General features: G+C 35.4%; 8 protein-coding genes and 1 pseudogene. 6 read left to right on the top strand and 3 right to left on the bottom strand.

Features of this window, described 5'->3' with window-relative positions; genetic code table 11:
- The first annotated feature begins 203 nt into the window (after positions 1 to 203).
- Complete coding sequence (locus ACFIJQ_RS01570; protein WP_375628326.1) at positions 204 to 1,292, top strand: site-specific DNA-methyltransferase; 1,089 nt, start codon at positions 204 to 206, stop codon at positions 1,290 to 1,292.
- A gap of 763 nt (positions 1,293 to 2,055) precedes the next feature.
- Here the strand turns inward: ACFIJQ_RS01570 and mutY are convergent.
- A complete protein-coding gene (gene mutY / locus ACFIJQ_RS01565) occupies positions 2,056 to 3,114 on the bottom strand; it encodes an A/G-specific adenine glycosylase (RefSeq protein ID WP_375628197.1) in 1,059 nt (352 codons plus the stop codon).
- A gap of 142 nt (positions 3,115 to 3,256) precedes the next feature.
- On the opposite strand from mutY, the gene ACFIJQ_RS01560 reads away from it, so the two are divergent.
- The 3 genes from ACFIJQ_RS01560 (at position 3,257) to ppdK (ending at position 7,340) form a co-directional block, all read left to right on the top strand.
- Positions 3,257 to 3,757, top strand: a complete 501-nt coding sequence (locus tag ACFIJQ_RS01560; RefSeq protein ID WP_375625109.1) for a DUF721 domain-containing protein — start codon at positions 3,257 to 3,259, stop codon at positions 3,755 to 3,757.
- A gap of 82 nt (positions 3,758 to 3,839) precedes the next feature.
- Positions 3,840 to 4,496, top strand: coding sequence for a DsbA family protein (locus tag ACFIJQ_RS01555; RefSeq protein WP_012754843.1), 657 nt, complete (start codon positions 3,840 to 3,842; stop codon positions 4,494 to 4,496).
- Positions 4,497 to 4,673: 177 nt separating this feature from the next.
- Positions 4,674 to 7,340 (top strand): pyruvate, phosphate dikinase, encoded by a 2,667-nt coding sequence (gene ppdK, locus ACFIJQ_RS01550; protein WP_375628195.1) that lies wholly within the window; start codon positions 4,674 to 4,676, stop codon positions 7,338 to 7,340.
- Between the two features lie 1,750 nt (positions 7,341 to 9,090).
- Here the strand turns inward: ppdK and ACFIJQ_RS01545 are convergent.
- A complete protein-coding gene (locus ACFIJQ_RS01545; RefSeq protein WP_375628325.1) occupies positions 9,091 to 9,924 on the bottom strand; it encodes a peptidoglycan-binding domain-containing protein in 834 nt (277 codons plus the stop codon).
- Positions 9,925 to 11,050: 1,126 nt separating this feature from the next.
- On the opposite strand from ACFIJQ_RS01545, the pseudogene ACFIJQ_RS01540 reads away from it, so the two are divergent.
- Both ACFIJQ_RS01540 and ACFIJQ_RS01535 read left to right on the top strand, forming a co-directional pair.
- Positions 11,051 to 11,426, top strand: a pseudogene (locus ACFIJQ_RS01540) (DUF5330 domain-containing protein).
- A gap of 108 nt (positions 11,427 to 11,534) precedes the next feature.
- Positions 11,535 to 11,945 carry a SufE family protein gene (locus tag ACFIJQ_RS01535; protein ID WP_012754847.1) on the top strand — a complete coding sequence of 137 codons (411 nt, stop codon included), beginning with the start codon at positions 11,535 to 11,537 and terminating at the stop codon, positions 11,943 to 11,945.
- A 98-nt stretch (positions 11,946 to 12,043) separates the two neighbouring features.
- Here ACFIJQ_RS01535 and ACFIJQ_RS01530 read toward each other — a convergent pair whose 3' ends face one another.
- A complete protein-coding gene (locus tag ACFIJQ_RS01530) occupies positions 12,044 to 12,481 on the bottom strand; it encodes a MucR family transcriptional regulator (RefSeq protein ID WP_012754848.1) in 438 nt (145 codons plus the stop codon).
- Between the last annotated feature and the right edge of the window lie 258 nt (positions 12,482 to 12,739).

The following is a 12,739-nucleotide window of genomic DNA, read 5'->3' as shown; positions in this document are numbered from 1 at the left end:
AGTTTTTTTTACTTAAAAAAACAAAAACAATTATCAATTTTGTAGAACTTTAACGATACGTTTACGCTATTTTGTAAATATGGATTGGTAATGCGGGCCTATAAACTATTTTGGTTGATTATAGGGCAAATTCAGTTAATTTTGTTGGGTTTTTCATGACAGTTATTCAGCTTCAAAAAGATTTTCTTCGTACTCCCTCACAGATGCCATGGCGCAATAAAATTTTTAAAGGAGATTGTGTTTCCGTTCTAGAAAAACTTCCAAAACATTCCGTTGATATGATTTTTGCGGATCCACCCTATAATTTGCAATTGGACGGAGCTTTATATCGTCCAGATCATTCGCTTGTTGATGCGGTTGATGATGAATGGGATCAGTTTGAGAGTTTTGCTGCTTATGATGCTTTTACCCGTGCATGGTTGCTTGCTTGTCGTCGTGTATTAAAACCCAACGGAACACTTTGGGTTATCGGATCTTACCATAATATTTTTCGAGTTGGGACGGCATTACAAGATTTAGGTTTTTGGATGCTTAATGATATTATTTGGCGCAAAAATAATCCGATGCCTAATTTTCGAGGGCGCCGTTTTCAAAATGCTCATGAGACGCTTATTTGGGCCGTGCGAGATCAAAAAGATAAAAAGTACACATTTAATTATGATGCCTTAAAAGCGGCAAATGAAGATCTACAAATGCGTTCAGATTGGCTTTTCCCTCTCTGTACTGGAGCTGAACGTTTAAAGGATGATTCAGGGCGTAAATTACATCCAACACAAAAACCGCAAGCGTTATTAGCGCGTATTATTATGGCTTCTAGTAAACCTGGTGATGTTATTCTTGATCCGTTTTTTGGTTCGGGAACAACAGGTGCTGTTGCCAAGCTTTTAGGGCGTGATTTTGTTGGGATTGAACGCGAGCAAGATTACATTGATGCAGCATGTGAGAGAATTGCAGCGGTTAAACCTTTAGCGCAACCAGAATTAGCGATTTTGGATAGAAAAAAAGCAGAACCGCGCGTAGCATTCAACAGTTTGCTTGAAGCAGGTTTACTCTATCCTGGAGAAGTTCTTTATGATCGTAAGAAGCAAGTGTCTGCTATTGTAAGAGCTGATGGTACGATTATGCATGGTGGTGAAGCGGGCTCAATTCACGCAATGGGAAGAAAGGCTCAAGATTCGCAGAGTTGTAATGGTTGGACATTTTGGTATTATGAGGAAAATGGACGGTTGAAGTCCATAGATCATTTAAGAATGATCATACGTTCACAAATGTTAAAAACGGGTGTTTTATGAACTAAGCTGATTGCTTCATTCTAGAGTGATCATCAATGTACCTGATCTTGATTGAGATGGACGTGAGGGTGTTTTATGCCTTTCTTAGATGTTTTTTATTAAAACACTAATCTCGCTTGTAAGCGGCAAGCGAGTATTTTTATGCTTTTTGTAGAAGAAATTAAAATGAGAAATTTTACTCTATGTTCTGATTTTAGTTCCAAAACAGTAAAATTTTAATATAATCTTATAAAAATGAAATATCAAAATTAAAAGGCTCATTCAGAAGCTCAAAATTAAGTGCTTTTTTGAGGTAATACGTGCATCTATAAAGTGCGTAAAATGTATTGGTTTATCAAGATAATTTAGCGTTATTCATATTGAGTTTCCCCGAATATCGTCAAATTTTCTTATTTCAGAACTGTTTCATATTGAATCAATAAAATTTACTTGCTTGCATGTCATAAGCGGGGTTGGCGTGTGAATAAAATTGTTAAAGAAAGAACTAAAAAGTACCTTTTATGAACCGTTTCAAGTGCCAAGGGTTGTTGTAGGGGGCTGGTAAATATAATGATGGTGCTGACTTGCTCCTTCATAAGCAAAAAAGGATAGATCCTGAAATTTAAATCTAAGCTTTTTTATCCCTCCTTAATTCTTATCTGTAGAAAAAATTGGTTATTTCATTTTTTTAAGTTTTTCTTTTACAGATTAATAAATGACTTAATAAATGACCGTTAGAGATACAAAAGTCTCCGTTAGAAAACATTTTTACGAATAGGGAAGGTTATTTAAATCTGAAAGAATTGGGAAGTGCTACAGAAATGGCTTTTTTCATAACAGTAGGTAGTGCTTCTTTGGCAAGATGTTGAATGTTACACCACCAACCATTTTCACAATTCATTTCATGAACATCCTCAGTATAGTAAACATCGAGTTTTAGAGAAAAGTGAGTAAAAACATGCGTAATTTGTCCTTTGAATTGCCAATTGGCAGTAAAGGGTGCATTTTGGAGCCCATTTTCGTTGTTTATGCCAATATTGTTAGGAATTTGGGTCATTCCACCAAGGAGCTTTTGCGTCTGTCGTTTTTCCAAATAAATTTGTCTCTTTTTATTAAGAGCCACAAAAGCAATACCTGTTTTTGAAGGGCGTTCTTTTTTAGGGGCTTTGACTGGAAAAGATTCCGGTTGTTGCGTCTTTGCTGCTTTACATAAACATTGAAGAGGGCAGGTATAACAAGATGGTTTGCGTGGGGTACAAACTGTTGCTCCTAAATCCATCATTGCTTGAGCAAAGTCACCAGGACGATTTAAAGCAGTAATTTTTTGTGTTTTTTCTTTAATTTCAACTTTTGCTTTTTGTAATATTGAAGTGATAGCAAAAAGGCGCGCTACCACACGTTCGACATTACCATCAACCACTGCTACAGGGTGATTAAAAGCAATTGAAGCAATGGCTGCGGCAGTATAATCTCCAATACCGGCTAGAGTTCGCAATTCTTTTACAGATTGTGGAAATTGTCCTGCGTAGTTTTCAACAAGCTGTTGCGCACATTTTTTAAGATTACGTGCGCGTGAATAATAACCAAGTCCAGCCCATGCTTTCATGATGTCATCTTGTGAGGCTTTTGCTAAAGAGGAAAGATCAGGCCATAGTTTCAGAAACTTTTTAAAATAAGGCTTAACTGTTTCAACGGTTGTTTGTTGAAGCATGATTTCAGAAAGCCAAACTTGATAAGGATCAGGACGGATACCTTGTTTTTGCTTTTCGGGGGTAATCCGCCATGGGAGATGTCTGTGATTTTGATCGTACCAAGCAAGGAGGTGCGAAGAAATTTCATACATGATTGTTTTCAAGCATAGGAAGATATAAAATGCAAAAGAAAAAATTATTTATTTTGTTGATATTTCATAAATTGAGGAGGCAATAATTTTTAGATGAAACAAATGATTTTAATTTAGTAAGCGATTGAACAATGATCTAAAAATGAGAAAACAACTTAAAAAACATATCTTTTATTCTCTTTCTGAGACGGTATACAAAATACTTGATCCAGTTTTACGCAAACGGACAGGGCTTAATGTGGCGCTTATAGAACATTGGCCACAAATTGCGGGCTATGATATCAGTGAACATACAATGCCGCTTAAAATTATTTGGAAACGTCGTGCAGATCAAGATGATGTTTTTCAGCCAGCAACACTTGTTGTCGCATGTGAAGGATTTGCTGCGTTAAAATTGATGCATGAAACAGAGGAATTACTTCATAGAATTAACGGATTTTTTGGCTATATTGCTATTGATCGCATCAAGATTGAGCAAAGGAGTATGTCGGTTTTTATGAATCACTTGCCTCTAAAATCGTCTTTGAGTGAACAAGACAAAAAATGCGTGGGAGAAATGCTTGAAGGAATTGAAGATAAAAGCTTGCGCCAATCACTTTATAAACTTGGCTGTTGCATTTTCTTGGAAAAAAATAATAAATAGAAAGATATTTTATATATTTTTCTTTAATATATGAGAAAGCATTGGATTCTTATTCGTTAATAACAACAGAAAAGTATTATTTATGGTAAAATATCGTTCTTTTTTATCTTTCGGGATAATTTTTCTCTTCATAACGATTGCACAAAATAGTGTAACAGTTGCTTTAGCGCGTGATCCCAAACCAGTGGCAACTGTTGATATGGAAGAGATTCTCCAATCGGGTAAAGTAAAGGATCGCTTTGAGGGAGAGGCGGATGCACCAGTCGTCATTGTTGAGTATGCTTCGTTGACATGTACCCATTGTGCGCATTTTTATAATGATATACTTCCTCAAATTCGTAAAAAATATATCAAAACAGGAAAAGTAAAACTGATTTTCCGCGATTATGCTTTTGATCCTCGGGCAACAGCAGGTTTTATGTTGGCACAGTGTGCACCAGAAGATCGCTATTTTCCTTTGATAGAAGTTTTATTTCAAAAACAAAATGAATGGGCTTTCGGAAAAGATGCTCTAACACCATTGAAAAAAATTGGCTTAATGGCTGGTTTTACAGATGAAAGTTTTACTGCATGTTTGAAAAATCAAGCCATTTTAGATGAAGTGAATGCATCCTTTGAGCGTGGTAAAAAACTTGGTGTTACAGCAACGCCTACTTTCTTTATTAATGGTAGTAAATATGAAGGTGCCATGAAAGTAGAAGACTTTTTTTCGGTGATTGATAGTTTTCTTAAAAAATGAATCTTAATCTTCCAGAAGATGGATAGTGATACTTTTTGTCATTATCGCTTTTGGAAGGATTAATAGTATGCATTTATGAAGCAATATTTTTTGTTAAGCCGATTTTGAATCAAATCATTGCTTTTAGTGAGCCTAGGTTGAATGATGTTTTGATGCTGATATGGGAGGATTTGTACAATGAAAAAATGGGTTTATAGTTTTGGAGATGGAAAGGCAGAAGGAAGTGCAAGTGAACGTAACCTTCTCGGAGGTAAAGGGGCTAATTTGGCAGAAATGAGTAATCTTGGTTTGCCCGTACCACCCGGATTTACGCTGACAACAGAGGTTTGTAATTTTTATTATGCCCATGACAAATCATATCCAGAAGAGCTACAGGAATCTGTTAAGCAAGCACTAAGACGCATTGGTGAACAAACAGGACGTGAATTTGGGAGTGAGCAAAAGCCACTTTTGCTTTCTGTTCGTTCAGGGGCTAGGGCTTCTATGCCAGGGATGATGGATACAGTGCTTAACCTTGGCATGAATGATGAGACTGTAAAAGCCATTGCTTTACAAGCTAATAATGAACGTTTTGCTTATGATAGTTATCGGCGTTTTATCCAAATGTATTCTAACGTTGTTTTGGGGTTAGATCATTCGTATTTTGAAGAAATTCTTGATGAAGCAAAAGTACGCAATGGTTACACTATTGATACAGAAATGACAGCAGATGATTGGAAAGATGTTATTATTTCTTATAAAGCATACGTTGAAGAAAAATTAGGGAAACCTTTTCCGCAAGATCCTGAACAACAATTGTGGGGAGCAATTGGAGCGGTTTTTTCAAGTTGGATGACAGCACGCGCAGTCACTTATCGTCGTTTACATGATATTCCTGAAAGTTGGGGAACAGCAGTGAATGTACAAGCGATGGTGTTTGGCAATATGGGTGAGGATTCAGCAACGGGCGTTGCTTTTACACGCAATCCATCAACAGGGAAAAAAGAACTTTATGGTGAATTTTTAGTTAATGCGCAAGGGGAAGATGTTGTGGCGGGCATTCGAACGCCTCAAAATATTACAGAAAATGCGCGTATTGTTGCTGGTTCAAATAGGCCGTCATTAGAAAAAATTATGCCTGAGGCTTTTTTGAAATTATGTCAGATAGCGCAGAAGCTTGAGCAGCATTATCGGGATATGCAAGATCTCGAATTTACCATTGAAAAAGGTAAATTATGGATGCTTCAGACTCGTTCGGGAAAACGCACGGCTCGTGCGGCTCTCAAGATAGCAATTGAAATGGTTGAAGAGGGGTTAATAAGCCATGAAGAGGCTGTGATGCGTATTGATGCAAAGTCGCTTGACCAACTTTTGCATCCAACACTTGATCCCAAAGCAGAACGTTTTGTTATAGGACGTGGTTTACCTGCTTCTCCTGGAGCCGCAACTGGTGAAATTGTTTTTACTTCAGAAGAGGCAGAAACTGTGTCGGCGGAAGGTCGCAAAGTTATTTTGGTCCGTGTAGAAACAAGCCCAGAAGATATTCATGGTATGCATGCTGCAGAAGGAATTTTAACAACGCGTGGCGGTATGACAAGTCACGCTGCTGTTGTTGCGCGGGGGATGGGAAAACCATGTATTTCTGGTGCTGGCAGTGTGCGGATTGATTATAACACAAATACGCTGTTTGCTTCAGGAGAAAGCTTTAAAAAAGGTGATGTTATCACAATTGATGGTGGAAGTGGAGAAATTTTCAAAGGGAAAGTTGCAATGTTGCAGCCTCAGCTTTGCGGAGACTTTGCAAAATTAATGGAATGGGCTGATGGGATGCGGCGTCTCAGAGTTCGCGCTAATGCTGAGACACCGTCTGATGCCCGTATGGGGCGTTCCTTTGGGGCTGAAGGTATAGGTCTTTGCCGTACGGAGCATATGTTTTTTTCTGATGAACGTATCGTTGCCATGCGTGAAATGATTTTAAGTCATGATGAAAATGGTCGTCGTAAAGCACTGGATAAGCTTTTGCCAATGCAGCGTTCAGATTTTAGTGAATTATTTGAAATTATGTGTGGTTTACCTGTTACTATCCGCTTGCTAGATCCACCATTACATGAATTTTTACCTAAAACGAAAACAGAAATTCTTGATGTTGCAACAGCTATGGGTGTTTCTGCTGAAGTGCTTGCTGAACGCGCTCAGCAGTTGCACGAATTTAATCCTATGCTTGGATTACGTGGATGCCGTTTAGCTATTACTTATCCTGAAATTGCAGAAATGCAAGCGCGGGCGATTTTTGAAGCAGCAGCAGAAGCTGCCCAAAAATCTGGATCTCCTGTTATGCTTGAAATTATGGTGCCACTTGTTGCGCTTAAATCTGAACTCGATTTTGTAAAGGCACGTATTGATCAGGTTGCTGAGGAAGTGATGAAAGAAAAGGGAAGCACTATTCAATATATGGTTGGGACGATGATTGAGCTTCCAAGGGCGGCGCTTCGAGCAGATGAAATTGCTGAAACTGCTGAATTTTTTTCATTTGGAACAAACGATTTGACACAAACCACTTTTGGGATTTCCCGTGATGATGCTGCTCCTTTTTTGGCAACCTATTTTCAAAAAGGTCTTTTAGAGCAAGATCCTTTCGTGTCTATTGACCGTGATGGAGTAGGAGAACTTATTACCATTGCTGCACAGCGTGGACGATCAAAGCGTGCAAAAATAAAATTGGGAATTTGCGGTGAACATGGAGGCGATCCTGCATCTATTGCTTTATGCGAAGAAAATAACCTAGATTATGTTTCGTGTTCTCCTTTTCGAGTACCAATTGCTCGTTTAGCAGCAGCCCAGGCCGCAATAGCAAAAAGGGTGTAATGGGTTAATATTTTTTTGTTGTATAGTTATTACTGAAATAAATTTTTATATATTCTTTTATTTTCTTTAATAAAGGAAATAAAATTGCTTCTAAAATGCACGATAAGTTATGTTACGCGAGAAAGTATATTTTTGAGAGGTTTATGAGAGAAAATATAAAGCAGGATAGACAAAGATGTATTATTAATACACTTTCTATTGACGAACCTCTTGATAGAGAGAAACGTATTATTGTGCAGTCAATTTACACGTTTGCTTTTTTATAGGGGAATGGACTCCTCACGCAAAATAGAATGCTCCAAACAAATGCATTTTTTTTTGCACATCATGCTGTTTGAGATAGACATCTCTCAGTGGATGCCCCATTTCACATTGACATTCGTGGAATGGGGATTATGTAAAACTCCCCGTAAGTTTATAAAAATCTTCCCAAAGTATATAAACTCTACTATGCGCTATCATCTTTACATTGCTGAAGGAATATCAAAGTTATACAATATGTTGATTTATAATGATAATTTTTTATTTCTCATATTGAACGAAAGCTGTAAATATCACAAGATTTTCTCATTTCAACTTCTTTTATAATGGATCAATTAAAACCATGTTTTTTGCATATTACAGGCGGAATTAGCGTCTATGGATAAAAAAATAAAGCAAGGATATGCTTCTTCAAGTGTCAAGAGCTGTCACAAATTGAAGGTAGGTACAGTGTGTAATGGTGCCGGTTTGCTTCTTCACAAGCGTAAAGATGATAGCGCACAGAGAAGGCTGCTATTATTATTCACGGGCCGTTGTTGCGAAATGGGCTTGGGTGCTTTAGAAATGTTTTTTTAAGAAAGCTCGTGAATGGCAATCCACGTATATTCCGTTTAGGACATTTTGTTTTACGTGAGGGGGGAGCCCAAAAAGACGCGAGCTAAATAAAAGCATGAGGCAATAGGTAATCTCCATTATTTTAAAGACATTGCTTTAGATGTCTTTGAAAGTCGTAAAGCTAAATTAAAAGGAAATGGCAAAGATGAAAACTGTTTTCTACCCTTAAAATTTCATATTCTTCCCAAATTAGACTGTCTCTCTGTTTCAGAGATTATACAAACAGAGATGTGCAATGCCCTTGCCTCCATTTGGCATACAAAAGCTATAACAGTTGAGAAAGTACTAAACTGTCTTAACATTTGCTTCAAACATACTGCTGCGTTAGGTTTGGATGTTGATTTTTAGACGACACCAAAAGCACACGCTCTCTTAGAAAACAACGTCATAAAACACAAAACTTTCCAGTAATAGATTGGAGAGAAGTGCCGGTTTTTTATCAGACACTTTGCAAAACAACAAGCATAACACAACTAGCTTTACGTCTACTTATCCTTACAGGTGTTTGCACAAATTCTTTGCGTCATATTTATAAAGATCAAATTGACGATAAGATTTGGACAATTCGTGGCTCGAGAATATGAAAGGTTTATATGATACTACAACAAAATTTCGTATCCTTTTATCATCAGAAGTAATAAAAATGCCAAAACAAGCGCGTTTGTTATTTTGCAATATTTCTTTTTTCTGCAATTTGTTGTGGTTTTCTTACAGCAAATTGTATGGCGCAATATATAATGTGTAAGAAAACCATTCTGATTGATTGAATATAAGAGGGCTTGAGATGAAGGAATGTTTGGGGGGCATTAAACAAGCGCAAGATGAATGATCATTATAAATTAAGAGATTATTTTTATAGTATAGATGATTAGCCTCAATTTAATAAACCAATTTCGCGCATTTTCATTAAAATTGTGTGATTAATTTTACCTGTTACAGGAAGATCAAACATTTTTTGAAACTGTTTTAAGGCTTCTATCGTCTTTTGATCTTCTATTCCTGTGACAATAACCTCTTCATTCCCAAAAATATGTAAAGCTTTTTGCACTTGTATAATATCTTCGACAGAAGGCTCTGAAATAGCTTCTTTTAAGTGCGTCATATTTTTTGTATTTTTTGTTTCTATTTCGCTCTGCTTAATTAATATCGCAATTTCATCTGTCGCGGGATTAGATAGAGCATTCTTTTGCATTCTCTGAGCAGTTTGTTGTTTCCATAAAGTGATAGCTCGGCGTGTTTTAGGTCCTTCTAGTCCATCTAAAGGTCCATCATAAAGTCCTAATTTTGCTAGTTCTTTTTGCTTTTCCAGAATGCTTGCTGATTGAGGAGGTAAAGGTGAATTTGTATGGTGATGACTTGGAGAATGTAGAGAAGTTACACGAGAGAGTTCTTGTGATTTTGCTTCTTTTTCCAATAAAGTAGAGCTCTTCCCTATACTTTGAACGGAGGAAAATTTCATTTGAGTTAAAATATTTTGATGCGTTGTCATTTGCGAAAATAAAGCATTAAATGAAATAAATAAAAAACTAATGCTAAAAAGAAGAGATCCAACAAAAAATAAAGTATTTTTTCGTGTATAGAAATAAAGAGTTTTTGCTATCCAAAAAATAAAATGAAAAATTATAAGAAGAAGTGTTATAACAATACTACTATAGTATTTACGGTGTTTTACAGTTTTTTTTCGGGTCGTCTTTCGTTTTGTTGTCATCATTTTTATTTTCAGTTGCGTTTATGTTTCACAAAGAAACGAATGCAAATTAGTTCTTACTTTTCGCTAGAGAGAAATGCATTTACATTATTGTTTTTTCCTTTCAAACTCCTAGAATAAGCAGCTTCATTCTATCAATGTATAAGTTGATCAATCAACAAGAGCTCTTATCAATTTTTATTAATTTCAGATTTTACAAATCTTTCAATATGTATAAAGAGAACATCGAATGATTAACGTTCAAGAGCATTTTAGTGTTTGCAAACTGCATTATCACATATAATCATCTCAATAATAGTATCACGTTATTCTTCATTTTTGGCGCAGATGTTTGCCTATCATTTAAAAACAAGTTAGAGACTATTTTTCTATAACGTTAAAAAGATAAGAGTCATTATATTCTTTACAATTTACATATATAGGGTTACTTTTCTGTAAACGGTTTGGTGAGAATACTGGTCTCTTAAGGTTATTATATTTTAGTGGAGCTACTTTTGTATCAATTAAATTGATGTTTACAATGTTATAGAAAAACTTGTCTTGAGATGGAGTTATAAGAGATGAAGCTATTGTTTGATCTTTTGATCAACATATTGATCATGTTGGTGATGTTCTAGTAAAAATTTTATGGATAATATAAATATTTTATCACTACTAGAGTTAGAATAACAGAGTCTGACTCTTTTTAGCCTTTTCAACTAAGCTAAGATGATGAACTATTATTTAAAATAAGTATGTACACAATATGGAAAAGAAATTGGACTCTGTGTTTAATCCTTATCTCATTGCTACACTTTCTTGTGGAATAAAAGATTATAAATGTGGGGGGTACATTTCTTAACTCTTATGCACGATCATGGTTATATCTCTCACTTTTTATCATGGTATGTTCATTAATATGATCAGCCTGTAAGTGTATAATTGGGATGTTAAATTTTTACTGAATAGACAATGTATCCCATTTTATACAGCGGCATTGTACCATATTTATAAAAAAGCCAATGATATAGATCCAATAAATGAATACTCAATTTTATAAAAAACAAATTTTATAAATTGTTTATAAAGAAACAGTGTATAAAATGCTTCTTTTATTGTATTTACCACTGCGGTACATTGATTGCCCATGATACGTTTTTTAATCAAATTATCATTTTTTTTATTTTTTATTTTTGTCATTATTTCATTTTTTGTAGCAAATCCAAGCAGTGACCATTCTTCTAGCCCCAAAAATAATGAGACAACAACAAGCGATGTGATTAGTGCATTTAAAGAAGCTTTAAATGACCTAGGAGCATTTTGTGACCGTAATATAGAAACCTGCAAAGTAGGAAAATCATTTTTAAGTTCACTTGGTGAACGCGCATATTACGGTGCAAGAGCTGCTTATGAATATTTAGGCAACATATTAGGGAACAACAATAATATCAGAGATTTCCCCTAATGTTTCTTGCAAAATCGCAATACAAGAGTTCTTACAAAGCCATACAATGTTATCTTGAAATAAGGATTTTTAACGTTCTTCGTGTTATTTATGTTAGGAAGAATAAATATTTATTTTTTATAAGTGTATTTAAGAATGATTATTCAAACGAAACAGGACTAAAATAATGGCGGAAACAATCGGTAATATCATAGAGAACTTTTCGCTTTTGGATAATTGGGAAGACCGTTATCGTTATGTCATTGAGCTTGGCCATGAATTGCCACCTTTTCCGGAAAGCGCTCGAAACGATGCTCACAAAGTTCCTGGTTGTGTTAGCCAAGTGTGGCTTTTATCTTCACGTAATAACTCAGAAGATCCAATATTGACGTTTCAAGGTGATTCCGATGCTCATATTGTGCGTGGACTCATTTACATACTTCTTGCTTTTTATTCAGGCAAAAAAGCTTCTGAAATTCGCAATTCCGATGCTCAAGAGCTCTTTGAAAAACTTGGTTTAAATGAAAATCTTACACCACAACGATCAAATGGTCTGAAATCAATGATTAAACGGATTCGTAACGAAAGCTATGTATAATCCCCTTGATAGAAATTGCTATACATACAAAAGCTTCACACAAAACATGTATACTGAAATCAAATTTATATACGAAACCATTTTTTCGCAAAATAAGATTATTTAGTTTTTTTCCGTTTACTTTTGCGTCCAAGACCCATTTCTTTGGCCAAAGCTGATCGTGTTTTTGCATAATTAGGCGCCACCATAGGATAAGAACTATCTAACTGCCATTTTTCACGATATTCCTCTGGCAACATCCCATAATGTGTCATGAGATGACGCTTCAGAGATTTAAATTTTTTCCCATCTTCAAGGCAAATGAGATAATCAGGAAATACTGAACGCTTTGGATTAACGGCAGGCCTTTGTTTTTCAACTTCGACTTCTGTTAACTCTAGATTCCCTGCTTTACGAAAAGCAGCATGGACATCAGCAATTAAACTTGGCACTTCAGTCGGTCGAATAGAATTATTACTCACGTAGGCAGCAACAATATCAGCAACCAATGTAATAACTAAATTGCTTTCAGTCTCTAAGACTGCACGATGTTCCATTCTTGTTTCCTTTAATTTAAAATTGAGTAATTCAAAATCGAGATATAGTGCATATACTCATAATATAAAGATCTCATGCACATGAGCTTCATATTGTACAAAAATCTTTTTTGTCAATTCAATTATTCTATAAAATTGCCAAAACACAAAAAAATCAAATAAATACCTCTTTTTTGTCATAATATAAAATAAGAAAAACGAAATTATTACATGCTAAAATATATTTTTATCCTATAACATATCATACATAACATACAA

It is taken from the genome of Bartonella sp. TT67HLJMS (assembly GCF_042193375.1).
In the GTDB taxonomy this organism is placed as follows: Bacteria; Pseudomonadota; Alphaproteobacteria; order Rhizobiales; family Rhizobiaceae; genus Bartonella; species Bartonella grahamii.
The sequence above is the reverse complement of the archived record's forward strand: the minus strand, read 5'-3'. Positions and strand labels throughout refer to the sequence as shown.